This window comes from Micromonospora echinofusca (assembly GCF_900091445.1).
Taxonomy (GTDB): domain Bacteria; phylum Actinomycetota; class Actinomycetes; order Mycobacteriales; family Micromonosporaceae; genus Micromonospora; species Micromonospora echinofusca.
This window is the reverse complement of the sequence record NZ_LT607733.1, coordinates 6,386,539-6,402,931: the sequence shown is the minus strand read 5'-3', so window position 1 is coordinate 6,402,931 and position 16,393 is coordinate 6,386,539. Positions and strand designations below refer to the sequence as shown.

At 72.7% G+C, this 16,393-nt stretch carries 12 protein-coding genes, 1 pseudogene and 1 riboswitch; of the genes and pseudogenes, 7 read left to right on the top strand and 6 right to left on the bottom strand.

The genetic code is table 11. The features are described from left to right. Window position 1 precedes the first annotated feature (1 nt). From GA0070610_RS27555 to GA0070610_RS27545, 3 genes are all read left to right on the top strand, one after another. Window positions 2–1,453 carry a serine/threonine-protein kinase gene (locus tag GA0070610_RS27555; protein ID WP_089002728.1) on the top strand — a complete coding sequence of 484 codons (1,452 nt, stop codon included), beginning with the start codon at window positions 2–4 and terminating at the stop codon, window positions 1,451–1,453. After that, on the top strand, window positions 1,450–3,261 hold the full coding sequence (pknB, locus tag GA0070610_RS27550; protein WP_089002727.1) for a Stk1 family PASTA domain-containing Ser/Thr kinase: 1,812 nt from the start codon (window positions 1,450–1,452) through the stop codon (window positions 3,259–3,261). Before GA0070610_RS27555 ends, pknB begins: the two co-directional genes overlap by 4 nt. A 208-nt stretch (window positions 3,262–3,469) precedes the next feature. Next, entirely contained in the window at window positions 3,470–4,087 is a 618-nt protein-coding gene (locus GA0070610_RS27545) for a SanA/YdcF family protein (RefSeq protein WP_231925832.1), read from the top strand. Between the two features lie 28 nt (window positions 4,088–4,115). Here GA0070610_RS27545 and GA0070610_RS27540 read toward each other — a convergent pair whose 3' ends face one another. From GA0070610_RS27540 to GA0070610_RS27525, 4 genes and pseudogenes are all read right to left on the bottom strand, one after another. Then, a complete protein-coding gene (locus tag GA0070610_RS27540) occupies window positions 4,116–4,766 on the bottom strand; it encodes an aminodeoxychorismate/anthranilate synthase component II (RefSeq protein WP_089002726.1) in 651 nt (216 codons plus the stop codon). A gap of 7 nt (window positions 4,767–4,773) precedes the next feature. Further along, window positions 4,774–5,061, bottom strand: a complete 288-nt coding sequence (locus GA0070610_RS27535; protein ID WP_089002725.1) for a hypothetical protein — start codon at window positions 5,059–5,061, stop codon at window positions 4,774–4,776. A gap of 2 nt (window positions 5,062–5,063) precedes the next feature. Next, a pseudogene (locus GA0070610_RS27530) lies at window positions 5,064–6,702 on the bottom strand (class E sortase). A gap of 220 nt (window positions 6,703–6,922) precedes the next feature. Further along, entirely contained in the window at window positions 6,923–7,729 is an 807-nt protein-coding gene (locus GA0070610_RS27525) for a DUF881 domain-containing protein (protein WP_089002724.1), read from the bottom strand. A gap of 227 nt (window positions 7,730–7,956) precedes the next feature. Here GA0070610_RS27525 and GA0070610_RS27520 point away from each other — a divergent pair, with 227 nt between their 5' ends. Then, complete coding sequence (locus GA0070610_RS27520; protein WP_089002723.1) at window positions 7,957–8,220, top strand: cell division protein CrgA; 264 nt, start codon at window positions 7,957–7,959, stop codon at window positions 8,218–8,220. 354 nt (window positions 8,221–8,574) lie between these two features. Further along, a complete protein-coding gene (locus GA0070610_RS27515) occupies window positions 8,575–10,773 on the top strand; it encodes a (Fe-S)-binding protein (RefSeq protein ID WP_089002722.1) in 2,199 nt (732 codons plus the stop codon). Between the two features lie 62 nt (window positions 10,774–10,835). On the opposite strand, the gene GA0070610_RS27510 is transcribed toward GA0070610_RS27515, so the two are convergent. Further along, on the bottom strand, window positions 10,836–11,513 hold the full coding sequence (locus GA0070610_RS27510) for a GOLPH3/VPS74 family protein (RefSeq protein ID WP_089002721.1): 678 nt from the start codon (window positions 11,511–11,513) through the stop codon (window positions 10,836–10,838). Between the two features lie 291 nt (window positions 11,514–11,804). Here GA0070610_RS27510 and GA0070610_RS27505 point away from each other — a divergent pair, with 291 nt between their 5' ends. Then, entirely contained in the window at window positions 11,805–12,818 is a 1,014-nt protein-coding gene (locus GA0070610_RS27505; protein ID WP_392567275.1) for a C40 family peptidase, read from the top strand. Between the two features lie 84 nt (window positions 12,819–12,902). On the opposite strand, the gene GA0070610_RS27500 is transcribed toward GA0070610_RS27505, so the two are convergent. Then, window positions 12,903–14,921 carry an N-acetylmuramoyl-L-alanine amidase gene (locus GA0070610_RS27500; RefSeq protein ID WP_089002720.1) on the bottom strand — a complete coding sequence of 673 codons (2,019 nt, stop codon included), beginning with the start codon at window positions 14,919–14,921 and terminating at the stop codon, window positions 12,903–12,905. 238 nt (window positions 14,922–15,159) lie between these two features. Continuing rightward, a riboswitch (cyclic di-AMP (ydaO/yuaA leader) is annotated at window positions 15,160–15,294 on the top strand. Between the two features lie 12 nt (window positions 15,295–15,306). Here GA0070610_RS27500 and GA0070610_RS27495 point away from each other — a divergent pair. Continuing rightward, entirely contained in the window at window positions 15,307–16,347 is a 1,041-nt protein-coding gene (locus GA0070610_RS27495; protein WP_089002719.1) for a C40 family peptidase, read from the top strand. Window positions 16,348–16,393: the final 46 nt, after the last annotated feature.

The following is a 16,393-nucleotide window of genomic DNA, read 5'->3' as shown; positions in this document are numbered from 1 at the left end:
CATGTTGAGCCCCGGGGTGCAGCTCGGCAACCGCTACCGCCTGGACGAGCGGATCGCCAGCGGCGGCATGGGCGACGTCTGGCGCGGCACCGACCAGGTGCTCGGCCGTACGGTCGCCGTCAAGAGCCTGCTCCCCGCGCTGCTCGACGACCCCGACTTCGCCGAGCGCTTCCGCGGCGAGGCCCGCACCATGGCCACCATCAACCATCCTGGCGTGGTCGACGTCTACGACTTCGGCAACGACCAGCAGATCGCCTTCCTGGTCATGGAGTACGTCGAGGGCGACGCGCTGTCCGCCACGCTGGCCCGGGTCGGCCGGCTCACCCCGGCCCGCACGATGGCGCTGGTCGCCCAGGCCGCCGACGCGCTGCACGCCGCGCACGTGAAGGGCATCGTGCACCGGGACGTGAAGCCCGGCAACCTGCTGGTCCGGCCCAACGGCACCCTCGTGCTGACCGACTTCGGCATCGCCCGCTCGGAGCTGGTCGCCCAGCTCACGGCGGCCGGCTCGGTGCTCGGTACGGCCTCGTACATCTCCCCGGAGCAGGCCACCGGCGGCGTCGCCACGCCCGCGTCCGACGTCTACGCGCTCGGCGTGGTGGCCTACCAGTGCCTCGCCGGCCGACGCCCCTTCGAGGGCGACAATCCCCTCGACATCGCGATGCGGCACGTGCGGGAGACGCCCCGTCCGCTGCCGGCCGACATTCCGCCGCAGGTCCGGGCGGTGGTCGAGCGGGCCCTGGCGAAGGACCCGGCGGCACGCTGGCCGAGCGCCGCCACGCTGGCCGGGGTCGCCCGCCAGCTGAAGGCCCAGCTCTCCCAGCAGGCCCGGGCGGCAGGCCAGCCCATCTCCGCCGCCCCGGCGTCGCCGGCCGGCCCGCCCGGGCGCGCCCAGGTGCCGCCGCCGCGTCCGCCGGCGTCGCCGCCCCACCGGCAGCCGAACGTCGCCGCGCAGCCGCCGCGTCCGCCCATGGCGGCGCACCGGCCGCCCGTGGCGAGCCCCCGGCCGGCCGCCGCGCCGCACCGCCCCACCTCAGTCGCGCCCGCCGCGCCGCACCGCCCCACCTCGGTCGCGCCCGCCGCGCCGGCCCAGCATCCGCAGATGGCACCGACCGGCTACCCGCGCGGCGCGGCGCCCGTTCAGCCGGCCCGGCCGATGTCGTACGCGGGACACGCCGCCCCGCCGGCGCACCAGCCGGGTGGCCAGCGGTCCCGGCCCGGGATGGTGTTCCTCGCCATCATCGTGGCTGTGCTGGTCCTCGTCTGCTCCGGCGTGATTTCCTACAGCGTGCGGGAGAGCACGAAGTCGAGCGCGGTCACTCCGCCGGCGGTGAGGGTCGGCGCGCTGTGGCCCGACGGACGCGACGATCCGACCGGAACGTCGTACCGTCGACAGGAACTGCCCCGGTCGGGCAGCGACGAGACGACGAGCGAAGGACGACAGACGCGATGACAGCGCAGGCCCGCCTGCTCGGTGGCAGGTACCAGGTCGGCGAGCTGCTCGGCTATGGCGGTATGGCCGAGGTGCACCGCGGTCGCGATCTCCGGCTCGGTCGGGACGTCGCGATCAAGATGCTCCGCACCGACCTCGCCCGGGACGCCACCTTCCAGATGCGGTTCCGCCGGGAGGCGCAGAACGCCGCGTCCCTCAACCACCCGGCGATCGTCGCCGTCTACGACACCGGCGAGGAGACCGCGCCCACCGGGGAGACCCTGCCGTTCATCGTCATGGAGTTCGTCAACGGGCGGACCCTCAAGGAGGTGCTGGGCGTCGAGGGGCGGCTCCAGCCGCGCCGGGCGCTGGAGATCTGCGCCGACATGTGCGCGGCCCTGGAGTTCAGCCACCGGCACGGCATCATTCACCGCGACATCAAGCCCGGCAACGTGATGCTCACCCAGACCGGCCAGGTCAAGGTGATGGACTTCGGCATCGCGCGGGCGTTGGCCAGCGGCGCCACCACCATGACCCAGACCAGCGCGGTCATCGGTACGGCGCAGTACCTCTCGCCGGAGCAGGCGCGCGGCGAGGCGGTCGACGCCCGCTCCGACGTCTACGCCGCCGGCTGCGTGCTCTTCGAGCTGGTCTGCGGGCACCCGCCGTTCGTCGGGGACAGCCCGGTCAGCGTGGCCTACCAGCACGTACGCGAGACGCCCCCGACCCCGAGCGACATCAACCCGGACGTCAACCCGGCCGTCGACGCGATCGTGCTCAAGGCGCTGTCGAAGAACCCCCTGAACCGCTACCAGAGCGCTGGCGAGATGCGCGCCGACCTGCTCCGCGCGGCCGCCGGCCGCCCGGTGATGGCGACCCCGGTGCTGCCGCAGGAGGAGACGGCGCAGCTCGCCCCGGCCGCCGCCGGCTACGCGGGCGCCCCCGGAGCACCGCAGACCCGGCAGATGCCGGCCCGGGTCGGCGACCCGCGCCGACGCAAGGCGTCCTCCTGGCTGATCGCGACGTTCGCGGCGGTGGGCGTCCTCGCGGTGATCGCCCTTGCCGCCGCCCTGCTGAGCCAGCGCGACGGCGACGACCGGGTCACGGTACCCACGGTGACCGGTTTGACCCAGCAGGAGGCGTTCGCCCGGATCTCGCAGGCCAACCTGGTGCCCAAGGAGGGCGAGCAGGTCTTCAACAAGGATTGTCAGAAGGGCCAGGTGGTCAACCAGGCCCCGCCCGCGAACTCCCCGTTGGAGCCCAACCAGGAGGTCGTCGTCCAGGTCTGCGGCGGCGTGGAGATGAAGACCATCCCGCCGGGCCTCGTCGGTTCCACCTACGAGAGCGCGAAGGAGCGGCTGGAGGCGGCCGGCTTCAAGGTGGACAAGAAGGAGAAGGACGACGCCGAGAAGGCGGGCATCGTCCTCGAGGTGTCGCCCGCGCCGGGCAAGCAGGTCGCCGCGGAGAGCACGGTCACCCTCACCGTCTCCAGGGGCAACGTCGGCAAGGTGCCCAACGTGGTCGGCGACAGCGAGGACGACGCCAAGGAGGAGCTGGACGAGGCCGGCTACGACGTCAACGTCAAGCAGGGCCGCGAGGTGCCGCCGGAGGAGGCCGGCCAGGTCACCAAGCAGGACCCGCCGGCCGGGAGCAACCTCGCCAGGGGCAAGACCGTGACGATCGTGGTCACCGTGCCGCAGGCCGAGCCGACGCCCACCGACTCGGCGAGCCCGACGCCCAGCACCACGCCGACCACCCCCGGGGACGGCGGTGGCGGCGGGGGCCTCCCGCTGCCGACCACTCCGCCGATCCGGCTCCCCGAGCGCTGACGCGCTCGTGAGCGCGGAGGACCCGGCCGGGCAGCGCCCTGCGGATGCCGCCGGTCAGGACCCTGTCGACGCCGCCGAGCAGAATCCTTCTGTTGCCGCCGGGCTTCGCCCTCTGGCTGGCGGCGACGACGGACGGCCGGCGACCGGCGCGGCGGACCGCGCGAGCCGATGGCGGCGACGCCTGATCCGTACCGCTGCTCTGGGCCTGGTGGCGCTGCTCCTGGCCAGCCTCCCCTGGCTCTGGACGACGACCGCCGCCCGTGGCCACCTGTACGGCGAGGCCGACGCGCCGGCCGCCGACGTCGTGATCGTCCTAGGCACGGCGGTGGCGGCGGACCGCCGTCAACCGGGTGACCGGCTCACCGGCCGCCTGGAGACCGCCGCCGCGCTGGTGACCAGCGGGCGGGCCCGGGTCGTCCTCGTGTCCGGCGACGGGGGCGGCGCATCCGGCGACGAGACGGCGGCCATGACGGCCCACCTGACCGAGCGACTCGGCGTCGACGCGCGTCGCGTCGTGGCGGACCCGTACGGCCTGGACACCTACGACACCTGCGCCCGGGCGCGCGACGTGTACGGCGTCGAACGCGCCCTGATCGTGACCCAGTCCTACCACCTGTCCCGTGCGGTGACGCTGTGCCGGCACCTCGGCCTCGACGTCGACGGGGTGCTCGCCCGCTGTCCCGGCTGCGGGCCCGTCCTGCTCGTCGGCAAGGGCGTCCGCGACTACTTCGCCAGCGGCAAGGCGGCCTGGGACGCGGTCCGACGCCGCCCGCCTGCGGTCCGCTCGCCCGCCGACCCGGCGGTCCAGGACGCGCTCAGGGACTGACCCCCGCCCCGGGCGCCAGACCCTCGCGTCAGGCCGTGGCGAAGGCGGCGCGGCGGCGCGCGTCCACCTCGGCGGCCAGCGCCGGAGCCCGCTCCAGCGCCTCCGGGTGGCCGCAGGCTGCCAGCCAGTTCGCCAGCATCAGGTGACCGCCCTCGGTCAGCACCGACTCCGGGTGGAACTGGACGCCCTCGATCGGCAGCGTACGGTGCCGCATCGCCATGACCACCCCGGAACCCGTCCAGCCGGTGACCTCCAGCTCCTCGGGCAGCGTCTCGGGCAGTACGGCGAGCGAGTGGTAGCGGGTGGCGGTGAACGGGTCCGGCAGGCCGGCGAGCACCCCGACGTCGCGGTGGCGTACCTCGGAGGTCTTGCCGTGCAGGAGTTCGGGGGCGCGGGTCACGGTGGCGCCGAACGCCTCGCCGATCGCCTGGTGACCCAGGCAGACGCCGAAGATCGGCAGCTCGCCCGCGTACGCGCGGATGACGTCGAGGCAGATGCCGGCGCGGTCGGGGCTGCCGGGGCCGGGCGAGAGCAGGACGCCGGCCGCGCCAACCCTGCCCACCTCGGCGACCTCGATCTCGTCGTTGCGCCGGACGTCGCAGTCGACGCCGAGCTGGCCCAGATACTGCACCAGGTTGAAGACGAACGAGTCGTAGTTGTCGATCACCAGGACACGCATCAGGGGCTCACTCGTCCGGGGAGGCGGGAGGGGTGTTGTTCTGCTCGGTGTCGTACGGCAGGTCGTGCTCGTCGCCGGTCGGGGCGCCGTCGCCCTCCCCGCCGCCCGGCACCACGTCGCCACCGGGGTCGCCGGAGTCCTGGGTGACCTGCACGTCGTCGAAGGGCAGCAGGGGCTCGGCCCACGGAAAGACCACGTACCAGAGCAGGGCCACCATCGCGCTGGCGATCAGCAGGCTGCCGACGAACTTGCCGGGCAGCCCGAAGGGAAGCTTGCGCCAGATCCAGCCGTACACCGTCAGGTCCCCAGTTCCGCCGGGCGCCCGGCCGACTTGGGCTGGCTGCGCGCCAGCTCGGCATGAATGATCAGGCGTTGGTAGTTGTCGAACTTAGGGTTGCAGGTCGTCAGGGTGAGCATCGCCTTGGTCGGCTTCTTCCCGGGCCTGCCGGGCACCGGCGCCACCACCTCGATCTGGGTGGGCTTGACGATCCGGCTCTCGGTCACCTTGTAGACGTGCCACTCGGTCTTGCCCTCCACCACGATGGCGTCACCGTCGTCCAGCTCGTCGAGCCGCCAGAAGGTGGCGCGGTTGCGGTGCCCGGCGACGGAGAAGTTGCCCACCTGGCCCGGTAGGGCGCTTGACGGGTAGTGGCCGGGCGCGTACCGGATGTCCTTCTGCGTGACGCCCTCGACGACGACCCAGTTCTTGTCGAGCCTGGGGATGTGGAGCCCGGCGATGGGTTTGCCCTGTACGGGCGGCTTCGGCTTGGCGGACGCGCTCGCCGACGGTGCCACGGTCGGGTCGCCTTCGGGGCCCCAGGCCTGCGCCAACTGCTGGCTGAGGTCGTTCTGGTGCGCGTCGACGATCGCGGACTTGCCCCACACCTCGTAGCCGGCGAAGAGCAGCACCACCAGACCGAAGGTGATCAGCAGCTCGCCGCTGATCCGGACGCCGGTACGCAGCCGGGAGCCCAGCGACGGCCGGGTGAGCTCCGAGTAGACGCTCTTGTAACCCTCCCCGGTCTGCTCCGGGCGGAGTTGGACCACCCGCTCACCCCGGCGCGGCCGGGGCTGCTCGCCGGCAGGGGCGTCGGAGCTCTCCGGCTCGTCCGTCTTCGGGGGACGCGGCACCGCGCCCATCAGGGCGGTCGACTCGACGAGCGCGGCCGGGGCGGCCTGCGTACGCCCGGGCACGGCCGGGATCAGGGCGGTTGCCCCGGGATCGACGTCGCGCGGGGCGGCCGGGGAGACCGGGGCCGACGGGCCGGTGGCCGACGCGCCCACCTTGGGGATGAAGGCGGTCGGCGCGTCGCCGGTCGGCCGGCCTTCCCGGGCGGTGGCGCGATCGACCGGCGGGCGGGACGGGTGCTGCCCACTACCGGCCTCGGCGGCGCCCGGACGTCGGCGGTCGTCGGACGGCGGACCGGGATGCGCCGGAGCGGCCGGCCGGACCGGGCCGGCACCGGACCACGGCAGCGGGCCGGCACCGGACCCCGCGGACGGGCCCGAACCGGTCGGGCCGGGCCGGCGGAAGTCGGCGGAGTCCGGGCGGTCGACGCCCGTGGGGCCGGGACGGCGGGGGGCGTCCGCACCCGACCGGTCGAAGCCGGCGGGCCCGGGGCGGTCGCCGCCGGCAGACCGGGCGAAGTCGGCGGACGCTGGTCGGCCGAGGTCACCGGACCCGAAGTCCGACCCGCGCTGGTCGAAGTCGGCTCCGCGCCGGTCGAAGTCCGACCCGCGCTGGTCCGGGCCGGGGCGGCCGAAGTCGGCGGGGCTCGGCCGGTCGAAGTCCGTGGGACCGGGACGGCCCGGTTCGGTGGGCCGGGCGGGGTTGCCGGCATAACGGGGCTGGTCGGCGCTCGGGAACCTGCCGGGGTTGGCGCGACGGCCCGGCTCCGGCGTCGGGCGGCCCGGCCCCGGCGCGTCGCGCGACCACTCGGCGCCCGGGCGGCCGTCGGCGGCCGGGCCGGGCACGTGGGGCGGGCGGAGGGCCGGGGACTGGGGCGGGAGCGTGGGCTCCGGCCAGGCGCCAGCCGGGGCGGGACGGGCGGGGGCGGGGCCGGGCCGGTCGACCTTGGGTAGGAAGGCGGTCGGCCCGTCACCCTGGTCGCGGTGGCGGCCGTCCCGGTCCTCGGACCAGTCGTCAGGGGGGCGACTCACCGTGGCACCGTCGCCGAGCGCAGCGTGGTCGAATCCTCGAACGCCGGCACGGTCACCGTGGAGACCGTCTCCTTGTAACCGAGCTTGTAGTCGTCGACCAGGTCCCTGAACAACCGGACTCCCTGAGAGTCGGCGAGGGCCTGCTGGAGGGCAGCGGGATCGCCGATTGCTACGATCTTGAATGGTGGGGAGTACACCCGGCCGTGCAGCAGCAGGGTGTTACCCACGCAGCGTACCGCGCTGGTCGACAGCACGCGGACGTTCATGATGGACATGGCCTCGGCGCCACCCGCCCAGAGCGCGTTCACCACCGCCTGCACGTCCCCCTGGTGGACGACCAGGTCGTCGTTGGTGGCCCCGGCGGGCAGCGCGCCGTCGTTGCGGCGGGGCGCGTCGTCGAGTTCCACCGTCACCCCGGGGCCGGCGAGCGCCGTGAAGCCGGCGTCGTTCCGCCTGGCGGCGGCCCGGTTCTGCTGTTCCCTGATCGGCCCGTCGGAGCTGGCGAGGGCGTTGGTGCGGCCCTCGACCTCGGCGCGTAGGTTGGCCGCCCGCTGTTCGCTGGCCGCCACCTCCGCGCGCCGGTCCTCGATCAACTGGTTGAGCTGGGGCCGGCGGTCCTCCCGCAGCGCGGTGCCGCCGGCGGTGGTGGCCGTGGTGGTGAAGAGCAGCCCGGCCGCGGCGGCGATCAGCGGCACCCCGATCGACCAGCCCGGTCGTCGCTGCCGTGGGCGCCGAGGCAGCAGCCCGGCGACGGCCCGCCGGAGCACCTTCTGCCAGGAGGCCGCGCCGGATGTGTACTCCACCGAGCGTTCCTTCCCCGTCGTCTGGTTCAGCCCGCGGAGGCGCGGACCGCTGCGGCGACCCGAACAGTCCCGCCTTTTTCGGTCACTGGCTGCATCGGCCTCGCCCCATTCGTGGATTGGACGGGCCTTCGGGACTACGCTAGCTGTCGAACATTATTGGCCATGGACCGTCGCCCCCGCGCCCGGTTGTCAGGCCGGACGAGGTCGTAACCCCTCTGGAGAGCGTCGTGCCCAAGTCTCAGGTCCGCAAGAAGAAGGTGTACACCCCGCCGACGGACGTCCGTCCGACGGCGACGGCGGCGACGCGCAAGCCTAGCCCGGTCTGGCTGCCGGTCTCGGCGGTCGCCCTGATCGTCTTCGGCATCGGCTGGCTGGTGGTCTACTACCTCTCCGAGCAGGAGTACCCGGTCATGGCGTGGGGTTACTGGAACCTCGCGGTGGGCTTCGGCGCCATGGTCGCCTCCCTGATCCTGCTCTCCCGCTGGCGCTGAGCGTCGCGACCCCGCCGCCGGCCCGGCGGCGGGGCCGCCGAGCGCGACCACCCCTGCCGTCGACGGTGCCGCGGCCCGGCCGCTGCCGGCAATCCATGTCACCCGGTGGAGCCCCTGCCCGGCGGTGACGGTGCCCGCGCCCTATGGTGTGCGCAGGGCGGCGCGGCCTGGGTGCGAGATGACTCACGTTACTGCTGGGTAACCTTGCGCGTAGGCTGCACTGCATGACCGAGCGGAGCGAGGTCATCGACCGGTCCGGTCGAGGGTGCGGCAGCTGCGGCTCGCCGATCGCGCCCTGACCCGGCCCCGGTCGCCGAGCCGCTCGACAGGCAGCAGACCGGGGAGGCCAACTCGATGGGCAGCGTCCAGATCGTCACCACGATCCTCGCGTTCGCCATCACCGCCGTGGCGGTGTGGCTTGCGGTACGCGCGGTCATGAAGATGGTGGCCGTCATCCGGCTGGGTCAGCCGGATCCGACCCGCTTCGGTGACAAGGGCACCCGCACCAAGACCATGCTGGCCGAGACCGCCGGCCACACCCGCATGCTCCGCTGGAGCGTCGTGGGTGCGGCCCACTGGTTCGTGATGGTCGGCTTCATCGTGCTGTCGCTGCTGGTGCTGGAGGCGTACTTCGAGGTCGTCTCCCCGACCGGCGGGCTGCCCCTGGTCGGCAACTGGGCGATCTACGGGCTGGTCACCGAGTGGCTCGCGATCCTGGGCCTCGTCAGCATCCTGGTGCTGATCGCGATCCGGCTCCGCAACCGGCCCACCCGGCCGGGTGGGAAGTCCCGGTTCACCGGCTCGACCATGTGGCAGGGCTACTTCGTCGAGGGCATCATCCTCGCCGTACTGATCATGGGCTTCGTCATCCGGGGCTTCAAGGTCGCCACCGACCACTTCGAGTACCCGGTCTGGGCCGCCCCGCTCAGCCACGCCGTCGGCGGCGTGCTGCCGAACTGGGAGGCCGGCGTCAGCATCGCCGCGCTCATCAAGATCGCCATCTCGATGACCTGGCTCATCGTGATCGCGCTGAACGTCACCATGGGCGTCGCCTGGCACCGCTTCCTGGCCTTCTTCAACATCTTCTTCAAGCGCGACCCCGGCGCCAACGTCTCCGGCCTCGGCGCCCTGCGGCCCATGACGAGCCAGGGCAAGCCGCTGGACTTCGAGGAGGCCGACCCCGAGAAGGACCAGTTCGGCGTCGCCCAGGTCGAGCAGTTCACCTGGAAGGGCCTGCTGGACTTCAGCACCTGCACCGAGTGCGGCCGCTGCCAGTCGCAGTGCCCCGCCTGGAACACCGGCAAGCCGCTGTCGCCGAAGCTGCTGGTGCTGAGCCTGCGCGACCACGCGTACGCCAAGGCGCCGTACCTGCTGGCCGGCGGCGGCAAGGACCTGACCGGCGAGGAGAAGGCCACCGCCGCCCAGCTCGCCCACATGGACGTGCTGGCGCTGGCCGAGGCCGAGAAGCCGCTGATCGGCACCGCCGAGGAGGGCGGCGTCATTGACCCGGACGTGCTCTGGTCCTGCACCACCTGCGGCGCCTGCGTCGAACAGTGCCCGGTCGACATCGAGCACGTCGACCACATCGTCGACATGCGCCGCTACCAGGTGCTCATCGAGTCGAGCTTCCCGTCCGAGGCCGGCGTGATGCTGCGCAACCTGGAGAACAAGGGCAACCCGTGGGGCGCCCCGCAGAACACCCGCGAGGACTGGACCAAGGGCCTGGACTTCGAGGTGCCGCGGGTCGGCGAGGTCGACGACTTCGAGTACCTCTTCTGGGTCGGCTGCGCTGGCGCGTTCGAGGACCGGGCCAAGAAGACCACGCGGGCGGTCGCCACGCTGCTCAACGAGGCGGGCGTCAAGTTCGCGATCCTCGGCGAGGGCGAGACCTGCTCCGGCGACCCGGCCCGCCGCATCGGCAACGAGTTCGTCTTCCAGATGCTCGCGCAGCAGAACGTGGAGACCCTCAACGAGGCGTTCGAGGGCCGGGAGAAGAGCAAGCGGAAGATCGTCGCGACCTGCCCGCACTGCTTCAACACCCTCGGCAACGAGTACGGCCAGCTCGGCGGCGAGTTCGAGGTGGTCCACCACACCCAGCTCCTGGCGCACCTGGTCGCCACCGGCAAGCTCACCCCGGTGCAGCCGGTCGACGGCGGCGTCACCTACCACGACCCCTGCTACCTGGGCCGGCACAACCGGGTCTTCGCCCCGCCGCGCGAGGTGCTGGGGTCCGCCATCTCCGGCGAGCTGACCGAGATGCCCCGCAACAGCGAGCGCTCCTTCTGCTGCGGCGCCGGCGGCGCCCGGATGTGGATGGAGGAGAAGATCGGCAAGCGGATCAACGTGGACCGGGTCGAGGAGGCCATGTCCACCGGGGCGAAGACGGTCGCCGTCGGCTGCCCGTTCTGCTCGACGATGCTCAACGACGGCGTGAACGGCAAGGGCGCCGGGGAACAGGTCGAGGTCGTCGACGTGGCCAGCGTGCTGCTCCGGTCGGTCAAGCCCGACGCACCGGGTGGCACCGACACCGAGCGGCTGCCGGTCGCCGGCTGACGCGTACCCCCTGCGACGCCCCGACGGCGGCGGCACCCTCCCGGTGCCGCCGCCGTCGGCGTTCAGGAGGTCGTGGTGATGATGGCGGCCGTGGTCGCCGTGGTGGTGGCGATCAGCACGGCGGCCTGGGTCTCCTCGATGGCCTTCCTCGTGGCGGCGGACGCCCAGTCGCCGGCGGCGATCTCGGTCAGCCGGCGCTTGACGTGCTCCTTCGGCAGCTCCGCGAACAGCTTGCGATCCAGGCCGACGGCCTGCGCGAGGCCGATGAGGGCGGCCGTGCGCCCGTCCACCGGGCCCTCCCCGGCCACGGCGGCGACCATCCGCTGCCGGGCCTGCGTCTCCACCGCCGGCTCCGCGCCGGTGGACGAGGGATAGCGGGTACGCGGGAAGACCCACAGCACCTTGTCCGAGTCGCGGCGGAGCACGCCTGCGGTGACCAGCCCGTCCAGCACCTGCTCGGGCAGGTCCTTGGCGAGCCGGCCGATCCAGTCCGTCGGCTTGCGCCGCTTCTCGTCGGCGGCGATCCGGGTCAGCGCGTCGTCGAGCTGCCGCTGCCCGACGGGGGTCGGGTCGGTCACCACCATCCGGCCGTCGACGATCTCGACCCGGCCGGCGAGCGCCAGTTCCAGCAGCAGGGCGCCGGCCAGGCCGTAGTCGAGCGTGGGCCGGCCGAGCCGGTTGTCCCCCGCGTCGTCGTAGCCGAGCAGGGCGAGTTCGTGGGCGAGCGTGAGCGGTGCCATGTCCCGACGGTAGCCGGGCCCGGCGGGGCGGGCGGCCTTCTGCGCCGCGACCGGGGATCGTCACCACCCTCCGGGAGGGTGGTCACGCCCGCCGTCGCATCGATTGCCCTCTTTGAGCAGCGGGCGGATACCCTTGGTGCGCAAGCGGTTGCGCAGGCGTGAAGTGGACCTCGGTCGCCTTGATTCCGCTGGCGGCCTTCCCTAATGTTGGGCACCGGCCGCTGTGGGTCGTCTGTCTCGCCCCTCTTCCCTCGCGCGAGGCGCCAAGCGGCCGGGTTGCAAAAGGAGTCGGTGCCGGTGGCAACCATGCCCCCTCATCGTCACGCACCTCGACGGTCTGCTCGTCCGGGTGGCCTGCGCAGGGTCGCCCACCGTCTGCTCACCCTGGTCGCCGCGGCGGCGGTCGGCGCCGGCATGCTGGCCGCGCCCGCCCACGCCGAGCCCTCGGTCGACGAGATCGAGGCCGCGATCGACCAGAAGTGGGAGCAGCTCGAGCCCACCATCGAGCAGTACAACAAGGTGCGGGCGCAGCTGAAGGTCAACCGCAAGAAGTCGGAGGACCTCCAGAAGAAGATCCAGCCGTTGGCGCTGGAGAGTGAGCTGGCGATGGACCGGGTCGGCGCCCTCGCCTCCCGCTACTACATCTCCGGCCCGTCGCAGGAGATCGGCGCGCTGCTCGTCAGCGCCAAGCCCCACACGCTGACCGAGCAGCTGACGCTGCTGGACCGCCTCGCCGCGCAGGAGCGTAAGCAGCTCGAGGGCGTGACCAAGGTCCGTCAGAAGTTCGACGCGGAGAAGCAGAAGCTCGACACGCTGATCGTCTCGCAGACGAAGCAGCAGAACGACCTGGCTGCCAAGAAGAAGCAGATCGACTCCGACATCAAGAAGCTCGAGGCGTCGCTGCCGGTCACGACCGTCAAGACGGAGAAGTGCCCGACCATCAACGGCGTGGTCAGCGACGCGGCCCGCACCGCGATCCGTACCGCCTGCGCGCAGGTCGGCGATCCGTACGTCTGGGGTGCCACCGGCCCGAACTCGTTCGACTGCTCCGGTCTCACCCAGTACGCCTACAAGGCGGCGGGGATCCACCTGACGCACTTCACGGGTGCACAGTGGAACGAGGGCAAGGCCATCCCGCGTTCCGAGGCGCGTCCGGGTGACCTGGTCTTCTTCTTCAGCGACCTGCACCACGTCGGCCTCTACCTCGGCAACGACAAGATGGTGCACGCGCCCCGGGCCGGCAAGCCGGTCAACGTCTCCAGCATCAACACCATGCCGGTCGCCGGGTTCCGCAGGCCCGGCTGATCCCGCGTACGCGACGGAAGAGCCCCCGGTCGGATCGACCGGGGGCTCTTCTCGTGCGGGTGGATCAGCTCTCGTGCGGGTGGATCAGCGGGGCGCGCCCAGCGGGGAGGGCACCAGGTTCACGTCGTCCAGGTTGACGTACATGATCCGGTGACCGAACTGGATCTGCACGTACCGGTTGTCGCCGCGGACGACCGTCCGGTCACCCGGGGCGGAGCCGTCGAAGGTGACGGCCCGGTAGTACTCGCCGGGGAGCAGGTTGCCGACGGCGTACCGCTCACCGGCCGAGAGGGTGTACTGCAGCGGCGAGATCGCCTGGTACGGCACGCCCTCCGGGTACGCGGCCTGCTCCGGGTAGGCGCGGCCGTACACCGGGATGGTGGCCTTGCCGGCCTTCGGGGTCACCACGAGCCCGACGGACCACTTCGCCGTCGGCTTGGCGGCGGGGTTGTGGAACCACCCCTTCTGGCCGAGGTACCAGATCGCGGTCCAGTCGCCCTGCACCTCGGCCAGCGCGTACGTCTGTCCGGCCGAGACCCGGGCGCCGTGGTCGGAGACGTACGTGGTGTTCGGGGTGCCGTCGGGTCGCAGCGCGATGTCGTTGAGCAGCGGCGCGTCGTGGCTCGGCGCGTTGTGCAGGAACAGCGCCGAGGAGCCGCGCAGCGGGCAGGGGGCGGCCGCCGGGGGCGGGTTCGGCACGCCCGGGGGCTGCCGGTTGCAGCCGGTGAAGGGCGGCTGGTTGGTGGCGAAGTCCGGGTTGATGGTGACCAGCCCGGTGCGGTGCGTGCCGGTCGACTTGAACGGCGCCTTGAGCAGGTCGAAGTAGTGCGACCAGTTCCAGTACGGGCCTGGGTCCCAGTGCATGCCGCGCACGTTCGCGGCGACGGTGCCGGGGACGTTGTCGTGCCCGATGATGTGGTTGCGGTCCAGCGGGATGTTGTACGCTCGCGCCAGGTGGCGGACCAGCTTGGCGGAGGTGCGGTACATCGCCTCGGTGTACCAGGTGCCGTGCCCCGCGAAGCCCTCGTGCTCGAGGCCGATGGACTTCGAGTTCACGTACCAGTTGCCGGCGTGCCAGCCGACGTCCTTGGTCTTGATGTGCTGGGCGATGTGGCCGTCCACCGAGCGCAGGGTGTAGTGCCAGCCCACCCGCTTCGGGTCCTTGACCAGGTTGACGCTGGGACCGAAGTAGCCCTCGGTGTCGTGGATGACGATGTACTCGATCTTCTGCTGGGCGGGCCGGTTCCCCAGGTCGTGGTTGCCGTAGTCGCCGAGCGTGGGGCCGTACTGCTGGTAGGGGGCCGGGATCCACTCGCAGGAGATGTCGCTCGGGCACTCCAGGCCGTCGGGCCGGGTGAGCTTGCGCAGGCGCAGCCGGTCCAGCCAGGAGCGCTCCGGCTGGACCGCGCTGCCGGCGAGCGTGACCCGCTGCCCGTCGTCGGTCAGCCGGCTGTCGCCCGTGGCGATGGTGGCGTACACCTCGTCGGCGAAGGCCGCCGCGGCGTCGGCGCTGTCCGCGCCGGAGTACCGGGCCACCGCGCCGTACCAGGCCGCAGGGTCGGTGCCGGCGCCGACCGGGGCGCCGATCTCCTTCTGGTACGCGGCCAGCAGCGCCGCGCCTCCCCGGATGTTCGTCGTGACGTCCGTGCGCAGCGCCTCCTCGCTGGCGCCGGTCAGGTCCGCGGCGGCGTCGACCGTACGGAGTGCCGACTCGGCGGGCGGGGCGGCGGCCGGCGGCTCGTGGGCCTCGGCCAGGGAACGGCGGGAGTCGTCCCCGCGCGGGTCCTCGGTGCCCTCGTCGTGGTGGGTGCCGCCGGAGGCGGCGACGTGCTCGGCGTCGGTGAGGTGCATCGGTCCGTACCCGCCGCTGGTGCTCGGCGTGCCGGCGTTGGTGTCCCAGCGGGACTGCAGGTAGGAGACCCCGAGCAGGACGCTCTCCGGCACGCCGTACTCGGCCGCCGCGGCGGCGTACTGCTGCTGCCGGTCGTTGGTCGGCGCCGCGGCGGCGGATCCGGCGGCGGTGAGCGGCGTCGCCGCAAGGGCGGCGGCCACGGCGGCGGCCAGCAGGACGCGTCTGCTCCTCGATGTCGCTGACAGGTGCATCAGACCCCCAGTTCGGGCGGGCAAAGGTGGGGCCACCTTCGCCCCGTCCGCCGCCTCTGGTCAATACCTTTCTGCCAGACACTTCAGAAGGAAGAAAATCTTCGCCCCCCGGGTTGCGGAATCGCCCGACCGTGGTGAGTACGGAGTGTCACCGCCGCGAGGGTTGCGGATCGATAACGGTCGTCTCTACTCTGGTCATTCGTCGGCCGGTGACAATCCGTCCAACCAGGGCGGTGACGGTCCGACACCGCCGAGTCGCTCACGAGCGAGCCGGGGACCCAGGTACCCCGGGGTGAATCCGCAGTCCCTGCGGTAGGGCGCCCCTTCCCGCCCGAACCCGTCAGCTAACCCGGTAGGCGGTACGGAAGAAGGAGTACGGAACCCGGTGGCACACCATGCCCCGCGGCCACCGTCGGTCCGGTCGGCCCTCGCCGATCCGACGACGGCTGCGCCGCGCCCACGCTGGTACCGCTGCACCACCGCCCTCGCCGCCCTGGCCGCGTTCGCCGTCGTCCTGACCGGCGGCGCCACGGCGGCCCACGCCGAACCGACGGTCGCCGAGATCGAGCGGCAGATCGACGAGGACTGGAACAAGCTCGAACCCGTCATCGAACGGCACAACGCCACCCGGCAGGACCTGGCCGCCAGGCGCAGGCAGGCCGACGCGCTCGCCGCGCAGATCGGGCCGCTGGAGCGCCAGGTCGACCAGGCGATGGAGAAGGTGGGCGCACTGGCCGCCCGCGCCTACAAGGGCGAGAACGTCTCCGTCGTCAACGCCCTGCTGGGCAGCCGCTCGCCCGGCGAGATGGTCGGGCAGCTCGAACTGCTCGACCGGTTCGCCCAGCATCAGCAGCAGGACGTACGGCAGGTCGCCGAGCTGCGCGACCGGCTGGCCGCGAAGAAGGCGCCGCTGGACGAGATGGTCGCCCAGCTCAGCCGCACCGAGGCCCAGCTCGCGGCGAAGAAGAAGCAGATCAACGCCGAGATCGACCGGTTGCAGAAGCTGCGGCTGCGCGTCTACGGCAACGGCGGCGGCGGGCCGCTGCGTCCCGCCCCCTGCCCGACCGGCTATCCCGGCGGTCCGGCCGGCACCGCCGTCAAGTTCGCCTGTGCCCAGATCGGCAAGCCCTACGTCTGGGGCGCCGAGGGGCCGAACTCGTACGACTGCTCCGGCCTGATGCTCGCCGCCTGGGCGAAGGCCGGGGTCTCGCTGCCGCACAACGCCGCCCAGCAGCGCCGGGCCACCGCGTCCGTCAGCCGGGGCGAACTGCGCCCGGGTGACCTGGTCTTCTACTACAGCGACCTGCACCACGTCGGCATGTACGTCGGCGGGGGCTGGGTGGTGCACGCCTCCCGCGCCGGGGTGCCCGTCAGGATGAAGAAGGTCGACGACGGCCCGATCCACAGCTACGGCCGGCCCGGCTGACGTGCCCGGAGGATCCCTGCCCGGCGGGGGCCCTCCGCCCGGCCGA